We start from the raw sequence: 26,210 nt of genomic DNA, 5'->3' as shown, positions 1-26,210 counted from the left end.
CTTCAGGGTGGCTTCAGCAAGGCTCGTGCAGGCTGGTTTCGACCATGCAGATTGAGAGAGGAGAGTCATGCGAAAGCGAACGATTGTTGCCGCGGCCGGAGTAGGTGCCGTCCTGGCGGTCGCCGGGGGTGGTGTTGCTGTCGCAACCAGCGGCGGTGACGACGGTCCGGCGAGCCACCAGTACACCCAGAGGCAGGCCGATAAGGCGACGGAGGCGGCCCTGGCGGCCACCGGCGGCGGGACCGCGAACAGCGTAGAGACCGACAGCGAGAACGGTGCGACCTACGAGGTCGAGGTCACCAAGTCCGACGGCACGACCGTCGACGTCCGACTGGACGAGAACTACCAGGTCGTCGTCATCGAGGGCGACAGCGACTCCGGCGACAACTGATCCACGCCTATGACAGCAGGGGTGCGGCTTCGGCCGCACCCCTGCTGCTGTGCTGAATGGACCACCAAACGCTCAGCGCGGTGTTCTCTGCGCGCGGCTCGGCCGGTAACCGGTTCGCCGGTGCCTTGAGCCTGCGCCGCTCTCAGGATGTTCACAGCGGGTCCCTCGCACCATGGATCCAGCAGTCCCCAACGACTCTGGTCCACACCGCGCGAAGGCCCACCCCATGAACCCATCGCAGTACCCCTCGACCCCTGCCACGTCATCGCCAGCTCGTGGTCAGTGGCGAGCAACAACCGCCACCGCGGCATTCACCGCGTGCCTCCTCGCGCTGTCCGTGCTGCTTGCCGGGTGCGGAGGGTCGTCGTCGTCGAACTCGGGTGCAAGCTCGGGATCGGGGACGGTGAAGGAGTACAGCCCGCCCGGTGACATTCCCGACGACCAGGTGTTCGTGAACTACACCGACGCCTCGGGGCGGGTGACGATCAAGGTTCCCGAAGGCTGGGCGCAGTCCGACACCGCGAACGGCGTGAGCTTCACCGACAAGCTCAACACGATCCAGCTGGAGGTGCTCGGCGCTACCAGGAAGCCCACTAAGGACACGGTCAAGAACGACGACCTGCCGCAGCTCCGCAGGTCGTTGAGCAACTTCTCCGGCGGTGAGGTGTCCAGCGTCGACCGCGCCGGGACCACCGCCATCCTGGCGACCTTCAAGGCCGACGGACCGAAGGACGAGGTGACTGGCAAGACGGTGACCGACGCGTTCGAACGGTACGTCTACTTCAAGGACGGCGTCGAGGCGGTGCTCACCCTCGCGGGGCCCACCGGGGCCGACAACGTCGACCCGTGGCGGCTGGTCAGCGACTCGGTGCGCTGGAAGTGACCCATGACCAGCTCGAGCGTCACCATCCACCCGCCGGCCGACCCGGACCGTGAAGCACACGCGGTGGCTGCGGAGAACGTCTACCGCTTCTTCAGATCCGGAGAGGAGGAGACCCTCGCGCTGCGTGGCGTGAGCCTCCACGTGGATGCGGGCGAGTTCGTAGTCGTCGCCGGACCGTCGGGATCGGGCAAGTCGACGCTGCTGGCGTGCCTGACGGGGATGGACGAGCCTTCCGGCGGGACCGTCCGCATCGCCGGGGAACGGATCAACTACCGGTCCCAGCGCGACCGGGACCGCATTCGCGCCCGCTACGTCGGAGTGATGGCGCAGTCGGGGAACCTGTTCAGCCACCTTCGCGTCGGCAACAACCTGCGGCTCGCCGCCCACCTCGCACGCACCGGCCGGCACACCACCCTCGCCGCGAATGACGAGGCCGGGAGGTCGTGGTCAGCAACGGCGGCGCGTCTCGGGATCGAAGGTCGGCTGGACGCCTGGCCCGAGCAGCTGTCGGGAGGTGAGTCCGCCCGGGCAGCGCTCGCTGTCGCCCTCACCGGCGCTCCCCTCGTCCTGGTGGCCGACGAGCCCACGGGTGAGCTCGACGCCGACACCGAGGCCTCCCTCATTGAACTCCTGCGGTCGGTGGCCCGCCAGGGCGTCGCGGTGATCGTGGCGAGCCACAGCGACGCCGTCGCGGCCGGGGCCGACCGCGTCGTTCGCCTCGACGACGGACAGGTCGTCGGGCGATGAGGGCCACGACGCAAAACCCGAGTGCACGGCGCCCGGCGTTCGACCCGGCTCCGCCTCCAGTGGAGGCCGTTGTCGAGATCAGCGAGGTATCGGTCACCTATGGCAGCCGGGAAGCCGCCGTGCACGCCCTCGTGGAGGCGACAGCTCGCCTCCTGCCGGGCGACACGACCGCCGTCTGCGGGCCGTCGGGATCAGGCAAGTCGACCCTTCTGCACCTCGTCGCTGGCCTGGTGGCACCGACCTCCGGGCAGATCAGCTGGCCCGGACTGGACCGATCACTCCCCGTGCGGCACCAGATCGGTGTGGTGTTCCAGGCGCCGAGCCTCGTGCCCGCACTGTCCGTGGTGGAGAACGTCGAGCTGCCGTTGCTGCTGCAGGGGACAATGCCTACCGCGGTGGCGCGCGACCTCGCGCACGCGGCGCTGCGCGACCTCGAGCTCGACGGTCTGGCCGGTGCCCTGCCGGAGGAGATCTCCGGTGGGCAGGCTCAACGCGTGGCCGTGGCCCGTGTCCTGGCCGGCAGGCCCCGACTGATCTGCGCCGACGAGCCCACCGGACGGCTCGACCTCGACCACGCACTGGTCGTCACCGACCTTCTCCTCCATACCGCCCATCAACTGGGCGCCCCCCTGCTGGTCGCCACCCACGACCCTCGCATCGCCGACCGGCTCGCGACGACCTGGCCGATCCTCGACGGTCGCTTGACGCAGGAGCCGCGATGACCCTCGTGCGGGAGGGGGTGCGCCAGCACCTGACTTGGATCTCCGGCTCGACCCGGCGACGCCGAGGCCGCTTCCTCGCCGCGACCGCCGGGGTTGTCCTGACGGTCACCACCCTGGCGTTCCTCGCCATGTTCATCAGCGCCTCACGGGCCACGATGACCGCCCGTGCGGCCAGCAGCGTCGCCGTGGACTGGCAGGTCGCCCTCGACAACCCCGCCGACGCCACCCGCGTCACCGATACCCTCACCGCCCGTGGAGACGTGACCACGGTCGACCCGGTCCACTTCTTCACCGCACGCGGGATCGAGGCGACGACCGACGGAACCCGCCAAGTGACCGGCAAGGCCGCCGTCCTCGGCCTCCCGACGACCTACACCCACGACTTCCCCGCTGCGGTCAGAACCCTCGTCGGCGCCGACACCGGCGTGCTCCTCGCGCAACAGACCGCCGCGAACCTGCACGTGAAACCGGGCCAGGACATCACTCTGCTCTGGGGCGACCGGCCAGCCACCGTCACCGTCGACGGCGTGGTGGAGCTCCCCCAGGCGGACTCACTGTTCCAGAAGGTCGGAGCCCCACCCCAGTCGCAGCCACTGGCGCCCCCGGACAATGTGGTGCTCCTGCCCGACGCAGTCGCACAACGACTGGCCGCCTCCTCCGGTGTCACTCCCAAGGTGCAGCTGCATGTCGCGCTGGAGGACCACCTGCCCGCAGACCCCGCGTCCGCCTACGCCGCGACACTGGCCGACGCCAACAACCTCGAAGCCGACCTCGCCGGCTCGGTGAAGGTGGGCAACAACCTCGGCGCCGCCCTGGACGCGGCCCGCGAGGACGCGGCGTACTCCCAAATCCTCTTCCTGTTCCTCGGCGCCCCCGCCGCAATCCTGGCGGCCCTGCTGACCGCCGTGGTGGTCGGCTCCAGCGGTGACCGCCGCCGCGCCGAGCTCGCCCTACTGCGTTTGCGAGGCGCTCGGCACCGGACGGTCCTGAGCCTCGTCGCCGCCGAAGCCGCGTGTGTCGGAGCGCTGGGCACGCTTCTCGGGCTCGGCGTGGCCATGCTCGCCGGCCGACTCGCCCTGCACAGCATCACCTTCGGCGCGACGGTGACCGCCGGCGTCGTGTGGCTCGTGGTCATCGGCACCGTCGGTCTCCTCACCGCCCAAGCCTGCTACCTTCTGCCCGCCGCACGAGACCTGCGCACCCTCACCGTCGCCGACAGCCGGCGCCAGGTCGACCGGGCCGGCGCTCGACCCCGGTACGCCGGACTCGCGATCGCCCTGGTCCTACTTGCGGGAGCCGGACTGGTGTTCTGGGCCACTTCGCGCAACAAGTACGCCCTCGTACTCGCCCCCGAAGGCGTGCCCAAGCTGTCGATCAGCTACTGGGCTTTCGCCGCCCCCGCCCTCCTGTGGATGGGGGCCTATCTCGTGACCCGCGACGGCGCGTCCCTCTTCCTGCGACACGGGCGAGGACCGCTGACCAAGGCCCTGTCACCGCTGAACCGGCGGATCACCTCCACCGTTGTCGCCGGGATCGTCCGCAACCGAGGAGTCATCGCCCGAGCCTCGACCCTGCTCGCCCTCGCCGTCGCCTTCGCGATCTCCGCCGCCACCTTCAACAGCACCTACGCCCAGCAGGCCGAGGTCGACGCCCAGCTCACCAACGGCGCGGACGTGCAGGTGGCCTTCCCCGCCTCCGGACCCGCTGCCGACCCTGCCACCGTGCACGCCCGCGCACGACAGCTCGACACGCTGAACGGCGTGCGTCACGTCGAACCGATGCAGCACCGGTTCGCCTACGTCGGCAACGACCTCCAGGACCTTTACGGCATCAACACCCAAACCATTCCCACGGTCACCACGCTCCAGAGCGCCTACTTCCAGGGCGGCACCGCCAGCCAGATCCTCACCCGCCTGCACGACACCCCCTCCGGGGTGCTGGTCAGCGCCGAGACCGTCACCGACTTCAACCTCGCCCTCGGCGACCACCTCACCCTGCGGCTGCGCGACGGCGCGACCGGGAGCCTGCGGCCGGTGCAATTCACCTATGTCGGCGTCGCCAACGAGTTCCCGACCGCCCCCAAGGACAGCTTCCTCGTGACCAACGCCTCCTACGTCGCCCAGCAGACCCACGACCCCTCCACCAGCACCTTGCTCATCGACACCACGCCAGGGCAGGAGCGCGCCGTCGCCTCCAGCGTGCGCAAGGAGCTGGGCACCTCGGCCGTGGTCACCGACATCACCCAGACCCGCGGTCTGATCGGATCCAGCCTGACCGCAGTCGACCTGCGCGGACTCACCCGTGTCGAGCTCGCCCTCGCAGCCATCCTCGTATTGGCGGCCGCGACTCTGGTCACCGGCCTACAACTCGCCGAACGTCGACGCACCTTCGCCATCGCCTCGGCGCTCGGCGCCCGACGCCGGCAGCTCGTCAAACTCGCCGTCAGCGAAGCCGCCGTTACCAGCGCGATCGGCCTGGCCGCCGGAGGGCTCATCGGGTGGGCAATGAGCCGGATGCTGGTCAAGGTGCTCTCCGGAGTCTTCGACCCACCGCCAGCAGCGCTCGCGATCCCCTGGGCCTACCTGACGTCCATAGCTGTGGCGGCTCTCGCCGCCGTCGCGGCAGCCAGCGCCGTTGCTTCGCGCCTCAGCGCCAGCACTACCGTCGCGGATCTGCGTGAACGCGACTGAGGTCGGCAGGGCCCGCCGCATTGCCGCGTCTCAACCCGCACGCCCAGCGATGATCGGTCACACGAGCAGCATCCCGGTTGTTCAGGCTGGGTTCAGCAACGGCCTCTGATCATGAGCGCATGCCTGTGATCTCGCGCCGGAGGCGGCGGAACGAGTGTGCGGTGAACCTTCGTGCCGAAGCCGTTCAGGCTCCCTCGGCGTCAGGTGGTCCGGGGAGTGAGCTGGTCGTGGTGCCGACCTACGACGAGGCCGAGAACATCGGGTCGCTGATCGACGGTGTGCTCGCTTCAACCTCGGCCGATGTGCTGGTGGTGGACGACAGCAGCCCCGACGGCACGGCTGGCATCGTCCGGGCGCACCCGGCCTTCGGGGATCGGGTGCACGTGCTGGACCGGCCGGCGAAGGCGGGTCTGGGGCCGGCGTACCGGGCTGGCTTTCGGTGGGCGTTGAGCCGTGGGTACGCAGCGGTCGTGCAGATGGACGCCGATTTCTCTCACCCGCCCGAGCGGATCCCGGCACTCCTGAAGGGGCTCGCCCACTTCGATGTCGTGGTGGGCTCGCGCTATGTGCCCGGCGGCGCGGTCCGGAACTGGCCGGTATTACGTCGGCTGATCTCCCGCGGCGGCAACCTGTACGTCCGCGTTGTACTGGACCTGCCGGTTCGTGACGCGACGGCCGGGTTCAAGGCCTTCCGGTCCGAGGCGCTGGCCAGGATCGGTGCGGTGAGCTCGGAGTCCAACGGCTACTGCTTCCAGGTCGAGAACACCTGGCGTGCGGTGGGTCAGGGTCTGCGGGTCGGCGAGGTCCCGATCACGTTCGTGGACCGTGCCCGGGGGGCGTCGAAGATGTCGGCCCGCATCGTCCTCGAGGCCATGGTCAGGGTGCTGCTCTGGCGTGTCCGGGATTACCGGGGCGGCCGGGACACGCGCCGTGGGCAGGTGCCGCATGCGGTGGCAGGGCGATGACGGGTCGAGGTGGCGTCCGGTCTGGCCGGCTGCGCAGACTCGGGGGATCGATCGGGCGGGTGAGCGTAGCGGCTCTGCTGGTTGCGGGGTGCGCGGGAAACACGGGCTCGCCCCAGCCATCGGCTGAGGCGACGAACGCGCCCTTGTCTCTGGCGATCAGCCCCAGCGCAACGATGTCCCCTCCCCCGACGAGGTCCCCGAGGGTGACGAGGTCGCCAGCCCCGGCAACAACGGGACACGCGTCGAGGGTGAGCAAGGTCGTGGTGTTCATCGTGGAGAACCACTCGCTGGACCAGATGCGTGACCGGATGCCGTTCACCTACGCGTTGGCGACGACCTACGGTCATGCCACCGGCTACACCGCGATGACCCACCCGTCGCTGCCCAACTACCTCGCGATCGTGAGCGGGTCGACCCAGGGGGTGACCGATGACCGCAACCCCGAGGCCCATGTCCTGCGTGGCCCGACCGTGCTCGGAAAGGCGGTGCGCGCGGGCCACACGGCGGCGGTGTACGCCGAGGGGATGCCCGAGAATTGCGCCTTGACCAACGGCGGAACCCGTTACGCCGTCAGGCACAACCCGTGGACCTACTTCGTGGACGAGCGCAGCCTGTGCCAGCAGTACGACGTCGCCCTCGACGCCCTGCCGTCGGCGACCACCAGCGGCCGACTCCCGACGGTGTCGCTGGTGATCCCGGACCTGTGCAACGACGCCCACGACTGCTCCCTGGCCTCAGCGGATGCCTGGCTGTCCAAGCAGATCACCCCGCTGACGGAGGGACCCGACTGGAAGTCCGGTCACCTGGCCATCGTGGTGACCGCGGACGAGGACGACCGCCACCACGGCAACAACGTCTTGACCCTGGTGGCCAACCCCGCCCTTCACGGCAAGGTCGTGACCGAGCCGCTGAACCATCTCTCGTTGTCCCGGTCGCTCTCGGAGGTCAGCGGCAGCGCCCCGTTGAACCAGGCCGCCGGCGCCCCCTCCCTGCTCAGCGCCTTCGGGCTGAAGACGGCCCCCTAGTGACATGACATGACCACAGAGCTCTCGCGAAGCGATGCCGTCACCGCGCCGGCGGATCTGCCGATGCGGGGGTCGGGGCGGCACCCCTCCCCGGTGAACTGGGTTCGAACCCATCCGGTGGCGGCCGCCTGCCTGGCGACTGCTGTGGCGCATGCGATGTTCCTCAGCACGCGGCTGGGTGACGACGAGGGCGGCTTCCTCGCGGTCGCCCAGCACTGGGGCGTTCCGGGTCGGTACCTGTACGGACCGCTGTGGGTGGACCGCCCTCCGGGCCTGATCGCGGTGCTCGCGTTGGCCGCGCACCTGGGTCCCTACGGCGCGCGAATCGTCGCCCTGGCCGTCGCGGTCGCGCTGGTGGCCGCCGCGGGCTGGGCGGCCGCGGCGGTGCGACGGCGGGCCTCGGGCTGGGGTGCCTGGACCGCCTTCGCGTTCGCTTGCAGTCCCCTCATTGGCGCCCAGCAGCTCAACGGCGAGCTCGTCGCGTCGGCGGCGGTGATGACCTCGGTGGCGGCGACGATGCACGCCCTGTACGGCGCGCATCGGCCGCGGCACTCGCGGGCGCTGGGTCTTCTCGCCGGAGGCATGGCGTTGGCGGCGGTGCTGACCAAGCAGAACTTCCTTGATGCCCTGGTCTTCGCGGCCGTGCTGCTGACCGGCACCGCCGTGACGAGCCGTCGGCGCCGGGTTGATGCGGTGAAGGTGGCAGGGTGGTTCACCCTTGGTGCGCTCACCGCGGCCGGGACTGTGCTGTGGTGGGCGAGCGCCCAGCACCGTCTCGGCGCGATGCTGTACGCGATGTACGGCTTCCGCGCCGACGCTGCGGCCGTGATGGCGTCGTGGTCGTTCCACGCTCCGCTGACGCGGCTCGACAACCTCGCCGTCGCGGGCGTGCTCTGCGGCCTGCTGGTGGTGATGACCGTGGCCTTCGCGACCAACGTACGCCGACTGCGACGCCCCGACCCCCTGACTCTCGCGATCGCCGCCGCGACCGTGTCCGCGCTCGCCGGCATCGCTGCTGGCGGCAACTACTGGAGCCACTACCTGATCGCGCTGATCCCCATGACCTCGCTCGCCGCCGCCCTCACGGTCACGGCTCCGCCCATGGGTCCCGATGGGACGGCCGGGTCGCCCGTAGCGCGGCAGGGACATCGGATCCTCCGCGTCCTCGTGGTCGTGACGGTCGCGTTGACCGCTGGCACCGCCGTGGTGGTGGCCTATCGCGACGTGCGAGCCCCCAGCACAGTGGCGGCGACCGCCCGATGGATCGCGGACTCAGCCCGCCCTGGCGACACGTTGACCGTGGCCTATACCCATGCCAACGTGCTCCAGGCCTCGGGTCTGGCCCCGGCCTATCCCTATGCGTGGAGCCTGCCCTTGCGCACGCTCGACCCGAACCTGGTTTTGCTCAGCGATCGCCTCCGCGCGGCCGACGGACCCACCTGGTTCCTCCAGTGGGATCAGGAGCACGCCTGGGGGCTCGACGCGAACGGCGCCCTGGATTCCGCCCTGCAGCAGCACTACCACGTCGCAGCCATCATCTGCGGTCACCAGGTCTGGCTTCGTGACACTGCCGCACGAGTCCTGGCCCGGGTTCCGAGTCCCGCGCTCTGCGCCCGATGACCGGGGCGGCGAGATTCACGCGGCACCGCGTCGTCGCCGGTTCAGGTGAGAGTCAGGTCGAGACCGTCATGGTTGCCCGCATGAGCACCGACACCGTCACTCGCCGTCTGGCGAACAAGGTCCCCGAGGTCATCTTCTGGTTCTGGGTCATCAAGATCCTCTGCACCACAGTGGGAGAGAGCTTCGCCGACTACATCAACGAGACCCTCGGCTTCGGCCTGACCAACACCACGCTGCTCTTCGGCGCCGCCCTCGTCGTCGCGCTGGTCATCCAGTTCCGGCAGCCGCGCTACGTCCCCTGGATCTACTGGCTCACTGTGGTGCTGATCAGCGTGGTGGGCACCTTGCTCACCGACAACCTCACCGACGCGCGCGGCGTACCTCTGTGGATCAGCTCGGTGACCTTCTCGGTCCTCCTCGCCGTCGTCTTCAGCCTCTGGTACGCCCGTGAGCGCACGCTGTCGATCCACTCGATCAACACCACCCAACGTGAGGCCTGGTACTGGCTGGTGGTGCTCGTGACCTTCGCCCTGGGCACCGCCGTCGGCGACTGGACGCTGGACCTCACCGGCTGGGGCCCCGGCCCCTCGATCCTGCTCCCCGCGGGTCTCATCGCCGCCGTCTTCCTCGGGTGGCGAACCGGCCTGATGGGGCCGGTGCTGTCCTTCTGGCTGGCCTACATCCTCACCCGACCGCTGGGCGCCAACATCGGCGACTTCCTGTCCGCTCCTCGCGCCGAGGGCGGGCTCGGCCTCGGCACGTTGTGGACCTCGGTGCTCTTCCTGGGCGCCATCACGGCCACCGTGGTCTATCTGAGCATCACCAAGGTGGACCGCACCGAGGAAGAACCGCGGCTCATCGAGGCCTGACCCACAACCTGGACAAGGAGAAACCCGTGAACGACACCCACCCCCATCGCGTCCTAATCGTCACCGACACGGCCGACCCCAACCCCGAGCTGCTCGAGGCGATCAAGCAACGGACGGCGCAGTCCCCGGCACAGTTCCGTGTCGTCATCCCGAACCCGGCCCGCGCCGAGGTCCACCTCCTCCACCCCGAACGCCACGACAAGGCAGCCGCGGCAGAACAGGTGCTGCGGGCGGCACTGCCAGAGCTCGAACGGGCCGCCGGAGGCCACGTGGTCGGCTCGGTCTCGGTCCAGCACGACCCGATGGACACCCTGGAGCACGTGCTGAACGCGGAGCCGATCGACGAGATCATGCTCGCGGTCCATGAACACGCGCTCACGGTGCGTCTGCACCAGGACCTGCAACACCGGCTGGGCCACCTCGGCGTCCCGGTCACCGTGGTCGGCCACGGAGCCAGCGCCGGCGCCAGCTGAGCCCCTCCCGCCGCACACGGGCGCACGTGCCGCGTCCGCCGATCGGCGGACGCGGCACTTCCGTTTGCCGGACGGTGCGGCGTGACCCAGCAAGGTCAGCCGGCTGCGGGCAGCGTCACGGTGAACCTGGCTCCTCCACCGGGGGCCTCATCCACGGCGACCGACCCCTGCAGGCCGGTGACGACCCTCTCGACGATCGCGAGCCCCAGACCTGCGCCACCTTCGTCGCGCGCGCGTGCATCGTCGAGGCGGACGAACCGCCCGAAGACGCGCTCGCGTTCGGAGACAGGGATGCCTGGGCCGTCGTCGGCGACCACCAGGCGCACCCGGCTGTCCACCTCGTCGAGGGACACCTGGACGCGGGAGCGTGCGTGGCGTAGGGCGTTGCTGAGCAGGTTGCGGACCACCTGCCCGAAGAGGACCTCCTCGCCACGGACCTGCCCTGCCCCTACGCCGGTCGCATCGATCTCCGGACCGCTGGCCGGACGGGCACGCTTCACCTCAGCGAGCACCACGTCATCGAGATCGACCAGGTGGCTCGTGGCTGGATCCCGGTCCTCGAGCCTCGCCAGCGTCAGGAGCGCGGCCACCAGTTCCTCCATGCGCCCTTCCTCAGCCAGGATCTCGTTCGTCAAGGTGACGACGTCAGCTTGGTCGGGGTGCCGGCGCGCGACCTCGGCGAGCTGGCGGATCACGGCCAGCGGTGAGCGCAGCTCGTGGGAGGCGTCGGAGGCGAACTGGCGCTGGGCACGTTGGGAGGAACCGATGCGCTCGAGCATCTGGTTCAGTGTCAACGCCAACCGGGAGATCTCATCGCCGCCTTGCGGCACCGGCAGTCGTCGGTCCTGGTGTGCGGTGGTGATCTGCGCGGCCTCCCGACGCATCGACTCCACGGGCCTCAAAGCCTGTCCCACCGCCAGCCACACCGCAGCCGCCAAGAGGGCGAGCCCGAGCGGCAGTGCGACGGTCAACAGTGTCTCCGCCGTCCTCCTCGCCTGAGCGAGTTGCTCCTGGGAGTGTGCAACGGTGACCAGCTCACCCGAAGGTGCCACAGCGGCGACGACGACATAGGTGTCGTCGAGCCCTGTCACCTGGACCGAGGTGGACACCCCCGCTGAGTCCCGCAGCCGCGTCGAGATCTTCGGATGGTCGCTGCCGATGATCTCGCCCCTCGGTGACAGGATCTGGGTGATCACGTCGTCGCGCGCCGTGACGGCCGCCTGCGCCGGGGTGGAACCGTTCTCGAGCTGCGCGGTGATCGTCTCCACCTGCTGGCGGGCCGAGGCGACCAGCGCACGCTCCAGGTCGCGGTGCAGGGATGCCACGAAGAGCACCGCACCGACGACTCCGACCACCAGGGCCACGCTGGTCGCGGCAAGAGTGACGCGCACCCGCACCGGGGCCAGCACGCGTCGCCCCCAGCCCCCCTGGGGCGTCCCCGGCTCGACGCGGCTCACGGGACCTCCGGAACCCGGAGGCGATACCCGGTCCCGCGGAAGGTCTCGAGGTCGGCGCACCCGAACGGCTTGTCCACCTTGCGTCGCAGGCGTCCGACGTAAACCTCCACGATGTTGGGATCACCCTCGAAGGCGAAGTCCCACACGTTCTCCAAGATCTCCAACTTGGTCAGCACATCCCCGGCGCGGCGCATGAAGAAGGCCATCAACGCAAGCTCGCGCGAGGTCAGGTCGATGGGCTGGCCCGCCCGCGACACCGCCTTGCGGGCAGGGTCGTAACGCAGATCGCCTACCTCGAGGATGGTCGGACGTTCTGTGGCCCCACGACGCACCAGCGACCTGATCCGAGCTAACAGGATGTCGAAGCTGAACGGCTTGGTGACATAGTCATCAGCGCCCTGGTCGAGACCCTCGATCTCGTCGAGCTCCTCGTCTCGAGCGGTGAGCATGAGGATGGGCGTCCAGACCTCCCGCTCGCGGAGACGCCGGCAGACCTCGTAGCCGTTAAGCACCGGCAGCATGACGTCGAGCAGGATCACGTCGTAGCTGGTCTCCTCGGCATACCAGAGCGCCTCTCCGCCGTCCGCGGCTACGTCGACGGCGAAGCCCTCGGCCTCCAGCCCCGCCTTGAGCGAGGCGGCCAACCTGGCCTCATCCTCGACGACCAGCACCCTCACCGACCGACTCCTTTCCCGCTGCCCCGGATGAATCCCACTCAACACCGTGGATCCTGTCAGCCTGCTGACAGGATCACCCGACAGTGTGGACCTGTGGTAACCACCGAGGACCTGCCCCGCATCGCAAGGACCCCCCTGCTCGGCCCACGGCTCGCCGAGCTGGTGACCTTCCTCGGGGTCGGAGGGGTCGCGTACGTCGTCGACGTGGTGGTGTTCAACATCCTTCTCTCGACGCCGCCATTCTCGACGTGGCATCCGTGGGCGGCGCGCTGCCTCGCGGTCGCCGTGGCGATGCTCGTGACCTACGTGGGCAACCGGCAGATCACCTGGCGCGGTCGCTTCGGCGCCGATCGACACCGGAAGATCACTCTCTTCGTGGGGTTCAACCTGGTCGGCCTGGCCATCTCCGTCGCATGTCTGGTCGTTTCCCACGACGTCCTGGGCCTGACCAGTCGGCTCGCGGACAACATCTCGGCCAACGTCGTTGGTTTGGTGCTCGGCACTGCGTTCCGCTTCTGGAGCTACCGGCGGTTCGTCTTCACCGACCCGAACGTGTAACCCCTTGCTGTCAGGTGCGTGTCAGCATCGGGTTCCTAGCTTTAGGAGCATGAGGACCTGGAGGTTTCGAGAGCCGTCGGCCGCCATCACCAGCCTCGCGCGGAGGCAGGCCGACGTACGCCCGTGGGGCGACTGGCTCGTTCTAGATGAAGGCCCCGGCTTCAAGGTGAAGCGACTTCACGTCCACCCCCACGCCCGCTTGTCCCTGCAGCAGCACCACTTCCGAGCCGAGGCCTGGATAGTGGTGGCCGGAATCGCCACCTGCCAGGTCGGCACTCGCTCCTGGCTGGCATCGCCGGGGGAGACGGCGCACGTACCTCGCTGCTCAGCACATCGACTCGCGAACCAGCACGACGAGGAACTCCTGGTGATCGAGGTGCAGTGGGGGGCAGAAACGCGCGAGGACGACATCGTCAGGCTCGCTGACGACTACGGCCGGGCCGGCGTCGCGTGATCGGCCTTCCGGCGCCCCTCCCCCGCCAACGCCTCGCCAGCACCTCGCCCCCCACGCAGCCCCCCGTGGGCCCGTCGTGAGCGGCCATCTCGACGCGCTGCTGTCCACGCTGGGACCGTTCGCAGTCATCCTCGTGCTCGGCGTCGTCTTCGCCGAGACAGGGCTGCTGTTCGGGTTCTTCCTGCCCGGCGACTCACTGCTGTTCACCGCCGGACTGCTGGTGGCACACGGGGACCTCGGTGTGCCAATCTGGGTAATCGTCCCGGCCGTCACGACCGCCGCCGCCGCGGGCGACCAAGTCGGCTACCTCGTCGGACGCCGCTACGGACCCCGCGTGCTCAGCCGACCACAGTCTCGCCTGCTCGACCCCCGACATCTCGAGAATGCCACAATGTTCTTCGCGAGACACGGCCCCCGCGCCGTGATCCTCGCGCGTTTCGTCCCCCTCGCTCGAACGTTCACGCCCGTGGCAGCAGGTGCCGCCCGAATGAGACGGGGTCACTTCACCACTTACAACGTTCTCGGCGCGACACTGTGGTGTGCGTCCATGCTGGGCGCCGGGTACCTGTTCGGCGGCATCGGACCAGTACGGCACCACATCGAGCTCATCACAGTCGGGATCATCGTGCTGTCGCTGACGCCAGCCGGCCTAGCCCTGCTGCGAAGGCGGACATGGCTCCGGCCTTGGGCACTCGCTTCCGGCGCCGCAGCCAGCGCGGCCCTCGTGCTCGGGCTTGCCGATGCCGCCGGCGAGCACGACGGACCCGCCGCCTCGGACCCCCGGGTGGCAGCCGCAGTGGTCGCGCACCGAGACGCGACACTGACGCCCGTGGCGCGCGCGCTCAGCTTCTTGGGGGGCGAGGTGGTTGTCGCGATCCTCGCCGGGGTCCTGATCGTGTTCCTGTGGACCACTCAACACCGCCGGTCGGCGCTGATCCTCACGACAGCGATGACTGGCGCAGCAGCGCTCACGATCGGGATCAAACAACTGGTGTCACGCCACCGGCCCGGGCCCCACATCGTGCTTGGGCCGGTCGACCACGGATACTCCTTCCCGTCCGGGCACACCCTGATGACAGCGACCCTCGTCGTCGCCGTCGTGTGGCTGGCCTGGCCCCGGATGACCCGCGTCAGCCAGATCGGAGCGGCAGCCTTTGCCGCACTGGTCGTGGCCGCGGTCGGCGCGAGTCGCGTGTACCTCGGCTACCACTGGACCACCGACATCATCGCCGCCTGCCTCATCGCCGCCGGCTGGCTGGCCCTCCTCGCCCTCGCCACGGAGCTCGTCAGCGCCCGACCGCTCGAACTAGGCACCGGCCCCACTTCAGGCGTGCAGGACCGCTCACGCCTGCCGTATTCCCGCGCCCCCGAGGACCAGAAAGCGACGACGCCCCCTGACCAGAGCCAGGCCCTGAGTCTCACCCGGGTTGACGACCTGCTTCGGCAAAGGTGAGCGCTCCTTGGGTTGAGTTCGGCTTCCTGCACAGCGACGAGCGCGCAGCTACCCCTGGCAATGACCAAACGAATTCGGATCGTGCACCACACCTACCCGACAATCGGCGCGTCTCCGAGGACCCCGCAAAGCCGCCCAAAGGGCCTGGCCAACAGCCACGCTCCCCAAACGGAGGACGAACACCGTCGCCAATCCTCAACGCGGCCTCAGAACTGAACAGCCTGCAGTAGCCACCCGGCCGTCGGGAGAAGCTGGTCGGCGACAAGCCGGCCAGCACTCCATCCGCATTAACGACCAGTTCCGCATCTGCTTCGTCTCGACCGACAAGGGAGCACACGACGTCGAGATCACCGCCTACCACTCCCCCAACCAAGGAGAGGAGACCGAACATGGCCACCACGTCGAAGGCACACGACGCGATCACTCCCGGCGAGATCCTGCTGACCGAGGTCCTGGAGCCGCTGGGCATCACGCAGTACCGCCTCGCCCAGGCCACCGGCCTCCCCAGACCCGGATCGGCGAGATCGTGCGCGGCAAGCGCGCCTTCACCACCGACACCGCCCTGCGGCTGTCCAAGGCCCTCGGTGTCGATGACCGCTTCTGGATCAACATCCAGACCGACTACGACCTCGAGTCAGCGCGACCTCCACGGTGCCGAACTCGCCCAAGTGACCCCCCCTGTTGGCGAGGTGAAAGACGGCCACGTGCGGCCCCAGCGCGGCCCCAGACCACCTCTGAGCGACGTTTCCGCAGGTCACGTAGGGTGCGGCATCACTACTCGACATCTGAGGCAGTCGTTGGGCGCAAATAGTCGCGGGCACTCACGGCTGGAGTTGCAATGTCCGCACCGCATCCGGAGCGACCTCTGGGTCAGCGATCAAGAGGTCGCCCGGGTTCACATTCCGCAGACCTTCGCCAGACATTGCTGCCGTTCGCTATGCAGCGCAATCCGGTTCACCTTGACGCAGTGTCAGCAGACACCGCGCTGACGTGGGACACACGAACCGGGCCCGTGGTAACCCACGAACCCGGCTCTGACCTGTGGTTTCCCTTTGTAGCGGGGGCAGGATTTGAACCTGCGACCTCTGGGTTATGAGCGCAATCTGAAGTGCCTCAAGCCGCTCTGCAAGCCACGCTCAATGTGAGGCTTTGTGAGGTATCATCGCAGGTCAGAGTATGTTTTTGAGTTTCCGCGAACCTTCGCCGGCCTTCGCCCTCCTTCGGCAACGTTTGCTGATTCTCTGCTGACATTGGAGGTACGGCGATGGCTTGGGTGGTCGAGCGCAAGAGGGACGACGGAACGTCGCGCTTCCTGGCCCAGTACCGGGACCCAGGCGGTCGGATCCGCTCCGCCGGCACGCACTCGTCGCGCCGCGCAGCCGAGCGCGCCGGCAACCGCGAGGAGCAACTGGTCCACGCCGGCTCGTGGTTCGACCGCTCGCTGGGCGCCATCCCGTTCCAGGAGTACGTCGAGAAGCACTGGCTGCCGAGCAAGCACATCGAGGCCACCACGCTGGCCGCCTACATGTCGAACCTCAACAAGCACTTCTTCCCGTTCTTCGGCAAGAAGCCGATGTACCAGATCACCTCGTCGCTCGTGCAGGACTGGGTGACCCAGGCAGCCGCCGAGGGACTCTCGGCCAGGTCGATCCGCAAGTACCACACGATGCTCCACTCCATCTTCAAGCGGGCCGTCCGCGACCAGCTGATCATCAGCAACCCGTGTGAGCACACCGAGCTGCCGAAGATCGTCACCAAGAAGACCCGGACGCTGACGCCCGACGAGTTCGACGTCCTTATCACCGCGGTGCCGGACTGAAGCGCCTCAGGTTCTGTGCCGCTCCTATGCGGGTTGCGGCTCTCGGTTGAGAGTCGCGTAGTGGGCCTGCTCGAACTCCACTGGGGTCATCATCCCAAGCGAGCCGTGCAGGCGCCTGTTGTTGTACCAGTCGACCCAGCCGGCGGTGGCGTACTCGACGTCGCCGATGGTCCGGTAGGGGCCGGCGTGGAAGACCGTGGTGCGGATGCACTCGGTCTTGTAGAGCCCGATCACGCACTCCATCAGGGCGTTGTCATAGGCATCGGCAACCGTCCCGATCGAGGGCCGGATGCCTTCCTCGGCGAGGTGTTCGGTGAAGGTGATCGAGGTGTATTGCGATCCGGCGTCGGCGTGGCCGATCAGTTCGCCGGGCACGATCGGGTGGCCCTCGCGGTCGCGTTGCCACAACGCCATTCGCAGCGGGACGTCGACCAACTCGACGGCCTTGGTGGGCGCGACGTTCCAGGCGACGATCTTCTGGGCGAACACGTCGAGGATGAACGCGACGTAGACGAACCCGGCCCAGGTTCTCACGTAGGTGAAGTCCATGACCCAGGTCCTGTTCGGCGCTTCGGCGGTGAAGTCGCGATCCAGCAGGTCACCGGCTCGCTTGCCGTCCTTGGCCGGGATCGTGGTCCGGATCCCCTTCGAACGCCGAACCCCTTGCAGGGACAGGGTTCTCATCGCCCGGTCCACGCTGCCGGGCGATGCCTCGGGCGACGTGCGCTGCACCAGCGCGGTCATCTTCCGACGCCCGTAGAGCCCCTCGGGTGTCATCCGGCGCACCCCTTCGTGGTCGACGGTCCAGGCCAGGTCACGGACCTGGTTGGTGACCTGAGCGTCGGTGATCGTCCGGGCTGCGACAAGGCAGTTGGCTTGTGCCCAGTCGCGGTAGGTCCGCGCGGCGATCTGGCAGCCCTGCTCGCGCAGGACCCGGCAGATCGACTCGACCGCGTGGCCCTCGGCCCGCAGCTCGTCGATGAACGCGACGATCAGCGATTGCGGGGGTCGAGTTCCCCCGCGAAGAAAATTGAGGCCCGGCGGAGGATCTCGTTGTCTTCCTCGAGCCGACGGACCTTGGCTTTGAGCTCCTTGATCTCAGCGAGCTCCTCGCTGGTTGCGCCCTGGCGCTGGCCGCCGTCGATCTGGGCCTGGACGACCCACCGGCGCACGGTCTCCTTCCCGAGGCCTTCGCGGCGTGCGACGGACTCGGCGGCCGCGGTCAGCGACGGGTACTCCGGCAGGTGCTCCAGCACCTGCCGCACGCACCGCTCCTTGACTGCGGGATCGATCTTCTTCGGCATGGTTCGCATCCTTCCAACTCAAAAGGATGCGGCATCAAACCTGGGGCGCTTCAGACCGCTACCGACTCATGGTCGAGACAGCGATCGAGACCGGGATGCGTTGGGGCGAACTCATCGCACTGAAGCCCCGGCACGTCGACTTCCTGCGGCGCACGATCACTGTCGAGGACACCATCGTGGAGGTGTCGCGGAAGCACTCGCCGACCGGCGAGCGGTACGTCGCCAAGCCGTACCCGAAGGACAACGAGCCTCGGACGTTCGCCGTCCGCCAGGACTGGCTCGACGCCGTCGCCGCGCACACGAGGCTCCACGGTCTCGGCCGCGACGACCTGCTCTTCGCCACGTTGGCGGGCACGCCAATCTCGCGCAACACCTTCCGGACCAGGGTCTGGCAGCCGGCCGTGAAGGCCAGCGGCGTCTCGTTCAATGTGCGGATGCACGACCTCCGCCATGCCCACGCCTCCTGGCTCCTGGCCGGCGGGGCGGACCTCAAGACGGTGATGGACCGGCTGGGTCACGCGCAGATCCAGACCACCCAGAAGTACCTACATGCGCTGGCCGAGGCCGACCAGCGCAGCATCGATGCCCTCGACCGCATGACGCGGCGCCGACCAAGCTCGTGACTGGGTGATGGTCCCGCATCGCCGCGCTGGGCTCGAATCAACGTGGCACCGGGCCGCCATCTGTACGCGACCGTCGAAGGCCTATGGAAGTTCGGTGGGCCAGGAGGGTCGAGCTCACTGTCAACCAATCGCCGCGTCTCGATCAGTCACTCCATCGCCTTGACCTGGGCCTCGATGAAGGCGATCTCCTCGGTGTCGAGGCCGTACTTGGCGTAGAGCTGTGCGTCGATCTCTGGAATGGTCTTGGTCCAGTCGATGTCAGATGAGCTCGAAAAGTTCTGCGCCGGGACGAACTTCCAGGTGTTCCGCGGGTTGTGCTGTGTGATCTTCAGGACGCCGAGCATCGTTCGTGCGAACTTGGTCTTGACGTACTTCTGGCACGCCTGCGCTTCCGCTTCGGTCTCGAACGAGCCGATGGTGATGAATGTCTGCGTGACCCCGACCCCAGGCTCAAGCACAGTCGGGTTGTTCAACGCGACGCCAAAGAAGTCGGTTGTCGACCCCGACCCGTTCGCCGCCGGGACTGCAACCTTGTACTCGTCGAGGCTGTCCGGGCCGGTGATGTAGTCACGGCGAATCCAACAGCGAGTGCGTCTGTTCTTGATGATCCCGAGGAGTTGCACATACTCGGCTCCGTCATTCGGTCGGTCTGCGGAGTACAGGAACGCAAACTGCTCGAACGCGTTGGTGTTCACCAGGGCCGCGTTGCCCTCAGGTCGCAGCTCACGAGCCTCAGGGTGGTCTTCGTACAACTTGTCCGTGTAGCGGTAGGAACGCGAGCTGGTGATCCCAAGCTTCTCCAACGGCTCCATGCCGGACGCGCGGACTTTGTCCAAGATCGTGTTGATTTCGGGGTGCCTGGCGAAGAAGCCGATGGGGCCGAGCGTTCGCTCCGAGTCGCGGTAGGTGACGGCGATGCCGCCCTTGATGGGGTCCGTAAGACCCGGAAATAGTTGGTTTGAGTCGGACTCGAAGTACGCCACCTTCAGGTGCTCGTCGGCCAGCATCTTCTCGTTCCATGCCTTCGGCGTGAAGCCTGCATTGAACAAGAATCGCGCTGGTGTGATGAGCACGGCTTTGGTGCCAACCTCATATGCGGCGTCCATGAACTGGTGGTAGATCGGGGTATCGCGAGTTCCCTCGCCCTGGGCCTCCTCCTGGTAGGGCGGGTTGCCGATGACGACGTCGAACTTTCGGTTCATCTCAGTTCTCTCCCAACATGTCGTTCACGGCCTTCTTGCGCTCATCCGCCGTCATCCTGGCGAGGTTTCCTACGCGGAAGTGTCCGGACCTCTCGATCCACTCCTTGCGTTCGGGAACACCCCCCGACACTGCCTCGATGGTGATGCGGTGGAGGATCTCGTTGTGGCTCATCTCGAAGATCTGTGAGGTCAGGATGTGCTTGATCCGCTCGTCCTGGTCAGGGTGGGCATTGGCAAGGCCGGTGTCGAGGCGCCGCACCAGCTCCATCAGGTACAGCCCGGCAGTCGAGAACAGGTCGGCGAAGGTCTTGTCCGGGTCGGCGAAGACACCTGGGTCCTCGGCCTCGAGGATGTCGACCATCGTCTTGACCACGTGCTGCGGCGTGAACACCAGGGACGTCTTCTGCTGCGGGATGTAGGCGAAGATGTTCTCGGTCTGCGCGTCGTCGAAGTAGTCGGCCAGTGCTTCCTTCTTGTTCAGGAACTCCTGGACGGCCTGGTCGAAGACGGCCTCGTCGAACATCCCGGGGATCTTCGTGACGGTGCCGTCTTCCTCGGTGATCTCTTGGCCGTCGCGCAGGACGCGGAACTCCGCCTCGGTGATCCCGGTGATCTCGTGGAAGACGTCGTCGGGCGTGTAGTCGTCGAAGTTCGCCAGCCGGATGTCGCGGTCGCCGTATGCCATCAGGAACATCGGGATCGTCCGGGCGAAGCCGCGCAGGTGTGAGCGGGCGTCGTCCATCGTCCGGTTCGCCCGCTTCTGCTCGGACTTGATCTCCTCGCGGGTGACCACTTCGGGCACGATCGAGTCCATCGTCTCGGTGACGATGGACAGGATGTTCGCTTTGAACGCCTCGTCCTGCTCGACCTTCTTGGCCTGGATCGCCTCGGCCTCCGCCTCGGTGGCAGCGTTCTCCAGTTCGTCCTCAAGGTGCTTGCTCGCAATGTTGTGCTCGGTGTAAGCACGCTCGACCTGCGCCTTCACGGCCTGCTCGGTGCGCTTCTCGTCGCGGTCGACCTGGGCCGCGGTGAGTCCGTAGGCTTCCTTAAGCTCCTCGCGCTTGTCGTGGCTCTGCTCGGTGACCGCCTTCGCGATCTTCGTGGCCATGGTGTGCACGGGTACGTCTGGCTCCGGCATCGGGATGTCCTCGGTCCGCCAGACCGGCTTGCCGAGCTCCTCGACCTTGGGGTTGATGACGGACGCGAGGCCGGTCGGGAGGACGTTGCCGTCGGGGTCGGTGACCGGCGGCGGGTGCGGGATCTCGATCGGCTCCCCCTTCTTGGTCTTGCCCTGCTTCGCGGTGGGCAGCTTGTCGAGGATCTCCTTGACGTGCGCGGAGTAGCGAAAGATGCCAGCCACGTTGGCGAACAGCAGGTTCGACAGGAATCCGCGACGCACCACCTCGCGGGCCTTGAACACCTGTGGGAACGTCAGGACCTGGGACGCGTCGAGCTCGATCATCCGGCCCTCGGAGTCCTCGCCCAGGACCGGGAAGAAGTTCAGCAACGTACGGATGTTCTCCAGCCGCACCCCCGGGTCGCCAGACGGGTTCGGGTGCAGGTTGTTGGCAAAGGCGTCGAAGATCTTCAGCGTCCGCTCAGGCGCGAAGTCGAAGATGTAGGCGTTCTGCTTCTGGAACACGTGCTCGGCGCGCTCGAACGTGCACGGGTTCTGCGCACGAAACGCCGCCTGCATGTACTGCGCCGGCGAGGACATGTCGGACAGCATGATCACTGCGGTCCACTCGGGCACCGTGACGCCTGTGGTCAGCTGACCGACCGACAGCGTGATCGTCTTCCCATCGCACTCCTCGGCCTCCGCGATGGCGGTGCGCACCTTGTCCAGCGACTTGCCGACCGCGACCAGGTCGGAGTCGTCGTTGGAGCGTCCGTCGCCGGCAGCCAGAACCACCGTGTAGTCCTTGAACACCTCGTGCTGCTTGAGCAGCCTCTGCAGCGCCTTGGCGGAGGCGACCCGGTTGAGCAGCCAGAACGAGTGTCGGATCTCATCGCGCAGCTCTGGGGTGGAGAACGGGTACTTCTCGTTGGACGCTAGGCAGTCGAGGAACCGGATCACTTCGGCTTCGTGCTCGAAGTAGCCGTTGTCCTTGGTCGCGAAGAACTCGTTGAGATCGAAGGTGAAGTCGATGTTCGCCTCGTCCTCCTCGAGCGCGACGCCCTCGGCCAGGCGGTCGGTGATCATCCGCGAGATCTGGTAGGTCAGCAGGTTGAGCTTCGGCAGTGCCTGGTACGGGTTCTCTTGGGAGGCGTCGGCCCACTCTTGGCGGGCGGTCTGCTCGTCCTCGTATGTCCAGTTGAAGATCTGGTCCTTGCCGAACTTGCCCTTGGCCAGCGCCTTGAACGGTGTGCCCGACAGGTGCAGCGTGCGGGCGCGCGTGATCTGGTCGAAGGCGACGTCGGTCTTGTCGGTGTCGATGCCCTCATGGGCCTCGTCAATGACCAGCAGGTCCCACTCGAAGTCGGCGACGTGCTTGAGCTTGGGGTAGTTGCCGCCGAAGTACTGCGACCCCTTGAGGTCCTGCAGCGAGACGAACTCGACGATGCGCGGGTCCGCATCGCCGTGCTCGCGTGAGTGGGCGCGCCACTGCTCCCGACTCATCGGAGAGCGGTTCTCCAGAGACGGCGACTCCGAGACGAATTTGAAGGTCGTCCGGTGGCCGATGAAGCGCATGAAGTCGTCGTACCAGGAGTTCGCGATCGCAGGACGGTTGGTGACGATGAGGACCCGGTGGACGTCGAGCTTCCGCATCAGGTTGTAGGTGGTCAGCGTCTTGCCGAACCGGGGCTTCGCGTTCCACAGAACCTCGTCGTGCGCGGCGAAGGCGGCCAGCGCCTGATCGACGGCGGCCTGCTGCTCAGGGCGCAGGACGTAGTCGTCCACTCCATCGGCCTGGAAGTCAGCGAAGTCCTGCCCTGCGAACTCGTTGAAGTAGTCCAGCGACCTCTTCGGCGCTGCCGCGAGGTTGTGCCACTCGGTCCGCTTGGGGGTGGTTTCTCGCTGGACCCCCTGCTGGCGCAGGTACTCGTGGAAGTCCTTGTCCGTGAACCGCCCGCCGGCCTCCGTGGTGTACAGCGCGCGTCGAGACCAGACCTTCTCCTTGGTGATGGACATCTGGCTGGCCTGCTGGTCGATGCGCTTTTCCGCGCTGTCCTGCTCGGTGTAGCCGATCTTCTCCCAGCCCGCGTACTTGGGGACGTCAGGAGTCCGCCACGAGTAGATGAGAGGGACGATCTCGCGGTAGGTGCTGATCTTCGGGCTAGGCACCAGACTTCGCCTCCAGGTGGACCCGGTCGATCCGGCACGGTTCGTAGGTCTCGTAGACCGTGAAGTCCATGGCGAGGTCAAGTGCGGCGCTGTCGCGCAGGGAGGCGAGCGTGAACGGCTCGCGCTGGACCGTCCCGCGGGCACCAGCGACCCGGTTCCACCATGAGAACTGAATGTCCAGGCCCTCGGGGGTCAGTCCGGTGATGGTGTCGCCGCGCACGATGTTCGTGTCGATCAGGAAGGTCGCGGCTTGTCGCTGCTCCGTATCCGGGCCGCAAGGGATCTCGTGCTCGTCGTGGAAATGCAAGAACTCCGCCAGCATGACCGCCTTGGCGTCCCGATGGTTGTCCTCCAGCAGCTCGATGCCGTAGATCGAGGCGAGGGCGAACAGGGAGGCTTCAGGCCACTCCTCATGTGGGTACCGCTGCTGGACCGCGCGCAGCTTGCGGTGCAGGATCGCGACGAGGAAGTTGCCGTCCCCGGCCGCCGGCTCGAGGAAGGTCTTGTCGACGAAGTCGGGGCCGGCCTCCAGCTCATCGCGCACCAAGTCGAGCATCCGGTCGACCATGTGACGCGGAGTGAGGACCTCGCCGTAGGTCTTGACACGATGCCGCGACTTCACCACCAGCTCCTCGACGATCGTATGCGTCACAGTCACTGGTATCCCCCTCGCCGCCGATGAGCAAGGCCGTAGGTGGCGGTGGGCTCATCGGCCGGCTTGCCGGCTGCCTCGGTCATCTGGCTCACGCGGGCGATTCTCGCAGGACGGGCCGACGGTTTCCGCCGAACACTCGGGAACCGTCGGATCCGACTGCCATCATGCGGGGGTGGCCATCCCTGACTACCAGAGTCTGATGCGGCCGGTGCTGGAGACCCTGGCCGATGGCCGCGTGCGCGCCATGCGCGACCTGACCGAGGAGCTTTCCGACCGGCTCTCGCTCAGCGACGACGACCGCCGTCAGACGATCACCTCGGGCATGAGCCTCGTCGCCAACCGGGTCCATTGGTCGGTGACCTACCTGTTCAAAGCACGGGCCGTCGACCGGCCGCAGCGCGGCCGCGTACAGATCACTGAGCGAGGGCAGGCCCTTCTGGCGACGCCCGGCGAGATCCGGAACTCGACCCTGGAGCAGTTCGCGGAGTACCGCGAGTTCTACGACAAGTACCGAAGCAAGAAGGCCGCCCGATCTTCCTCGGCCGAGCAGCCCTCCTCAGCAGCCGAAGACGAGTCACCCGACGACCTGATCGCACGGGCCGAGGCGGACGCCCGTGTCGTACTCGCCAGCGAACTGCTGGAGAAGGTCCGCTCCATCGAGGCCACGGCCTTCGAGCGCCTGGTCCTCAAGCTGCTCGAAGCCATGGGCTACGGCGGGCTCGGTCTGATGCGGCACACCGGCAGGACGGGCGACGGCGGCGTCGACGGGGTAATCGAGGAAGACAAGCTCGGCCTCAACCGGATCTATGTCCAAGCCAAGCGCTACGGCGCCGGGAACACAGTCGGGTCCGAGGAGATGCGGAACTTCCTTGGGGCCATGTCGGGCAAGGTTGACCGGGGCGTGTTCCTGACGACCAGCACCTTCACGCCGGCCGCCACACGAGAGCTTGACGGACGCGGGGTCCGGGTCGTTCTGATCAACGGCGAGGAGCTCGTCGACCTGATGATCGACCACGGCGTCGGCGTCGAGGCGATCAAGGTTGCCACGATCAACCGGATCAACGAGGACTTCTTTGAGGGGCTCTGACCGAGTGTTGAACTACGCGTCGGCGACGCACGACGAAGAGCAGCGCGACCTCCGGCAGCGCCGGACTGGAGAGTTCTTCCGGCGGATCCAATCTGTGGGCCTCGCCACAGCATGCGCAGTCATCGAGTACGAAGGAACGTTCGCGTAACCATGGCCCGTCCCCCACGATGGCAGGGCACGCTCGACGCGAGCATCGAAGAAGCTTGCCTCGCTGTCCGCCTCTATAACGACCCCGCCGAGAACAGGGCCTTCGAGGGCTTCACGGTCCATATGCATATGGCGTGGCTCTACCTCCTCCATGCTGTGTTTCTCCGCGACGGTGTTGACTTCCGGTACTGGGACCCGACTCGGAAGAACCGCTTGGTCAAGATCGACGGAGAGCCGAAGTGCTGGGAGCTCGAGCGCAGCATGAAGGAGCACTGGCCAGACCCGGTGGATCCTGTCCGCGCGAACATTGCACTTTTCATCCGTCTTCGGAACCGCCTGGAGCACCGACACGCTGCAGCCGACGTCGCGCTCGTAGTCGCTCTGGCAGGACATGCCCACGCCCACCTCCTCAACTACGAAGACGAACTGACGACCCAGTTCGGACACGACCAGTCCCTCGCGCTCCGCCTACGCATCCCGCTCTTCGTCGGAACCTTTACGCCGCAAGGAGAGCAGGCACTCCGACGTCTGCGAAAGACGCTGCCGAACTACTTGGAGGGGTTCCTGACCGAGTACGAGTCGGGACTGGACGTAGCGGTCACCTCCGATCCGCGCTATGAGTTCCGGCTCCGAGCAGCGGTAGAGCTGGCCCCTAAGGACCCCGATGCAGTCGCCATCCAGTTCACCCACTTGAGCGACATGACTGACGAGGAGCGCACGGCCGTCGAGGAGATGGGGCGCAAGGGTCAGGTCATCATCCGCGACCGGAAGCAGCCGGTCTCGGGCCTGGGCAGGCTCTTGCCGAAGGCAGCTGCCGCCGAGGTCCAGGCTGGTCTGCCCTTCGTCTTCAACATGAGTCACTTCACCCAGGCGTGGAAGAACCTCAAGGCCCGCCCCGCCGGCGGTGCGAAGAACCCCGAACGCACGAACCCGGACTGGTGCGAGTACGACGAGCCGACCAAGTCGTACCGGTACACCCGCGCCTATGTGAAGCACCTCATCAAGAAGTGCGGCACACCAGAGGGGTTCCGCGAAGTGACTGGGCGCGACCCGAAGCCCAAGCCTCGGGAGACGCAGCCCCAGGAGTAGGGGTTGCGGCCTTC

24 protein-coding genes and 1 other annotated feature are annotated in these 26,210 nt (G+C 67.3%); of the genes, 18 read left to right on the top strand and 6 right to left on the bottom strand.

What is annotated here, in order from left to right; translation table 11 throughout:
• Positions 1-67 precede the first annotated feature (67 nt).
• The 10 genes from NOCA_RS09555 (at position 68) to NOCA_RS09510 (ending at position 10,385) form a co-directional block, all read left to right on the top strand.
• Complete coding sequence (locus NOCA_RS09555; protein ID WP_011755070.1) at positions 68-391, top strand: PepSY domain-containing protein; 324 nt, start codon at positions 68-70, stop codon at positions 389-391.
• 403 nt (positions 392-794) lie between these two features.
• The gene (locus NOCA_RS09550; protein WP_049774288.1) at positions 795-1,274 is read left to right on the top strand and encodes a hypothetical protein; all 480 of its coding nucleotides are present in this window, start codon (positions 795-797) and stop codon (positions 1,272-1,274) included.
• Between the two features lie 3 nt (positions 1,275-1,277).
• Positions 1,278-2,021 (top strand): ABC transporter ATP-binding protein, encoded by a 744-nt coding sequence (locus tag NOCA_RS09545; RefSeq protein ID WP_011755068.1) that lies wholly within the window; start codon positions 1,278-1,280, stop codon positions 2,019-2,021.
• 119 nt (positions 2,022-2,140) lie between these two features.
• Positions 2,141-2,743, top strand: a complete 603-nt coding sequence (locus tag NOCA_RS09540; protein ID WP_238383448.1) for an ABC transporter ATP-binding protein — start codon at positions 2,141-2,143, stop codon at positions 2,741-2,743.
• A complete protein-coding gene (locus NOCA_RS09535) occupies positions 2,740-5,433 on the top strand; it encodes an ABC transporter permease (RefSeq protein WP_011755066.1) in 2,694 nt (897 codons plus the stop codon). Before NOCA_RS09540 ends, NOCA_RS09535 begins: the two co-directional genes overlap by 4 nt.
• Positions 5,434-5,663: 230 nt before the next feature.
• Positions 5,664-6,398 (top strand): polyprenol monophosphomannose synthase, encoded by a 735-nt coding sequence (locus NOCA_RS09530; protein WP_238383447.1) that lies wholly within the window; start codon positions 5,664-5,666, stop codon positions 6,396-6,398.
• Between the two features lie 248 nt (positions 6,399-6,646).
• On the top strand, positions 6,647-7,423 hold the full coding sequence (locus NOCA_RS09525; RefSeq protein ID WP_049774287.1) for an alkaline phosphatase family protein: 777 nt from the start codon (positions 6,647-6,649) through the stop codon (positions 7,421-7,423).
• A 156-nt stretch (positions 7,424-7,579) separates the two neighbouring features.
• The gene (locus NOCA_RS09520) at positions 7,580-9,043 is read left to right on the top strand and encodes a hypothetical protein (protein ID WP_041546437.1); all 1,464 of its coding nucleotides are present in this window, start codon (positions 7,580-7,582) and stop codon (positions 9,041-9,043) included.
• A gap of 80 nt (positions 9,044-9,123) precedes the next feature.
• The gene (locus NOCA_RS09515; protein ID WP_238383446.1) at positions 9,124-9,912 is read left to right on the top strand and encodes a COG4705 family protein; all 789 of its coding nucleotides are present in this window, start codon (positions 9,124-9,126) and stop codon (positions 9,910-9,912) included.
• A gap of 26 nt (positions 9,913-9,938) precedes the next feature.
• Complete coding sequence (locus tag NOCA_RS09510; protein ID WP_041546435.1) at positions 9,939-10,385, top strand: hypothetical protein; 447 nt, start codon at positions 9,939-9,941, stop codon at positions 10,383-10,385.
• Between the two features lie 95 nt (positions 10,386-10,480).
• Here the strand turns inward: NOCA_RS09510 and NOCA_RS09505 are convergent, their stop codons facing one another.
• Together NOCA_RS09505 and NOCA_RS09500 are read right to left on the bottom strand one after the other, a co-directional pair.
• Positions 10,481-11,794 carry a sensor histidine kinase gene (locus NOCA_RS09505; protein ID WP_041546434.1) on the bottom strand — a complete coding sequence of 438 codons (1,314 nt, stop codon included), beginning with the start codon at positions 11,792-11,794 and terminating at the stop codon, positions 10,481-10,483.
• A 44-nt stretch (positions 11,795-11,838) separates the two neighbouring features.
• Positions 11,839-12,519, bottom strand: coding sequence for a response regulator transcription factor (locus tag NOCA_RS09500; protein ID WP_011755059.1), 681 nt, complete (start codon positions 12,517-12,519; stop codon positions 11,839-11,841).
• Between the two features lie 93 nt (positions 12,520-12,612).
• Here NOCA_RS09500 and NOCA_RS09495 point away from each other — a divergent pair, with 93 nt between their 5' ends.
• The 5 genes from NOCA_RS09495 to NOCA_RS09475 all read left to right on the top strand — a co-directional run bounded on the left by NOCA_RS09495 (position 12,613) and on the right by NOCA_RS09475 (position 16,803).
• Positions 12,613-13,077 carry a GtrA family protein gene (locus NOCA_RS09495; RefSeq protein WP_011755058.1) on the top strand — a complete coding sequence of 155 codons (465 nt, stop codon included), beginning with the start codon at positions 12,613-12,615 and terminating at the stop codon, positions 13,075-13,077.
• 49 nt (positions 13,078-13,126) lie between these two features.
• On the top strand, positions 13,127-13,531 hold the full coding sequence (locus NOCA_RS09490; protein ID WP_011755057.1) for a phosphomannose isomerase type II C-terminal cupin domain: 405 nt from the start codon (positions 13,127-13,129) through the stop codon (positions 13,529-13,531).
• Between the two features lie 76 nt (positions 13,532-13,607).
• Complete coding sequence (locus NOCA_RS26485) at positions 13,608-14,984, top strand: bifunctional DedA family/phosphatase PAP2 family protein (RefSeq protein ID WP_011755056.1); 1,377 nt, start codon at positions 13,608-13,610, stop codon at positions 14,982-14,984.
• Between the two features lie 526 nt (positions 14,985-15,510).
• Positions 15,511-15,795 carry a helix-turn-helix transcriptional regulator gene (locus NOCA_RS26480; RefSeq protein WP_011755055.1) on the top strand — a complete coding sequence of 95 codons (285 nt, stop codon included), beginning with the start codon at positions 15,511-15,513 and terminating at the stop codon, positions 15,793-15,795.
• Positions 15,796-16,248: 453 nt separating this feature from the next.
• Positions 16,249-16,803: a tyrosine-type recombinase/integrase gene (locus tag NOCA_RS09475; protein ID WP_011755054.1), complete on the top strand. Its 555-nt coding sequence runs from the start codon at positions 16,249-16,251 to the stop codon at positions 16,801-16,803.
• 24 nt (positions 16,804-16,827) lie between these two features.
• On the opposite strand, the gene NOCA_RS09470 is transcribed toward NOCA_RS09475, so the two are convergent.
• A protein-coding gene (locus tag NOCA_RS09470; RefSeq protein WP_086000400.1) for an IS3 family transposase occupies positions 16,828-18,107 on the bottom strand; the annotation gives its coding sequence in 2 pieces (ribosomal slippage) (positions 16,828-17,834 and positions 17,834-18,107; 1,281 coding nt in all).
• Positions 17,704-17,838: a sequence feature (AL1L pseudoknot), on the bottom strand. (Overlaps the previous gene by 135 nt.)
• 26 nt (positions 18,108-18,133) lie before the next feature.
• On the opposite strand from NOCA_RS09470, the gene NOCA_RS09460 reads away from it, so the two are divergent.
• Positions 18,134-18,730 (top strand): tyrosine-type recombinase/integrase, encoded by a 597-nt coding sequence (locus NOCA_RS09460; protein ID WP_011755052.1) that lies wholly within the window; start codon positions 18,134-18,136, stop codon positions 18,728-18,730.
• A 146-nt stretch (positions 18,731-18,876) separates the two neighbouring features.
• On the opposite strand, the gene NOCA_RS09455 is transcribed toward NOCA_RS09460, so the two are convergent.
• From NOCA_RS09455 to NOCA_RS09445, 3 genes are read right to left on the bottom strand one after another with little or no spacing between them, the layout of a single operon-like run.
• Entirely contained in the window at positions 18,877-19,932 is a 1,056-nt protein-coding gene (locus NOCA_RS09455) for an Eco57I restriction-modification methylase domain-containing protein (RefSeq protein WP_011755051.1), read from the bottom strand.
• A gap of 1 nt (position 19,933) precedes the next feature.
• Complete coding sequence (locus tag NOCA_RS09450) at positions 19,934-23,218, bottom strand: DEAD/DEAH box helicase (RefSeq protein WP_011755050.1); 3,285 nt, start codon at positions 23,216-23,218, stop codon at positions 19,934-19,936.
• Complete coding sequence (locus NOCA_RS09445) at positions 23,211-23,876, bottom strand: hypothetical protein (protein ID WP_011755049.1); 666 nt, start codon at positions 23,874-23,876, stop codon at positions 23,211-23,213. Before NOCA_RS09445 ends, NOCA_RS09450 begins: the two co-directional genes overlap by 8 nt.
• Before the next feature lie 169 nt (positions 23,877-24,045).
• On the opposite strand from NOCA_RS09445, the gene NOCA_RS09440 reads away from it, so the two are divergent.
• Both NOCA_RS09440 and NOCA_RS09435 read left to right on the top strand, forming a co-directional pair.
• Positions 24,046-24,960 (top strand): restriction endonuclease, encoded by a 915-nt coding sequence (locus tag NOCA_RS09440; protein ID WP_011755048.1) that lies wholly within the window; start codon positions 24,046-24,048, stop codon positions 24,958-24,960.
• A gap of 150 nt (positions 24,961-25,110) precedes the next feature.
• Positions 25,111-26,196 (top strand): DUF3644 domain-containing protein, encoded by a 1,086-nt coding sequence (locus NOCA_RS09435; protein WP_140404108.1) that lies wholly within the window; start codon positions 25,111-25,113, stop codon positions 26,194-26,196.
• The last annotated feature ends 14 nt before the right edge of the window (positions 26,197-26,210 follow it).

This window comes from Nocardioides sp. JS614 (assembly GCF_000015265.1).
GTDB lineage: Bacteria > Actinomycetota > Actinomycetes > Propionibacteriales > Nocardioidaceae > Nocardioides.
The sequence above is the reverse complement of the archived record's forward strand: the minus strand, read 5'-3'. Positions and strand labels throughout refer to the sequence as shown.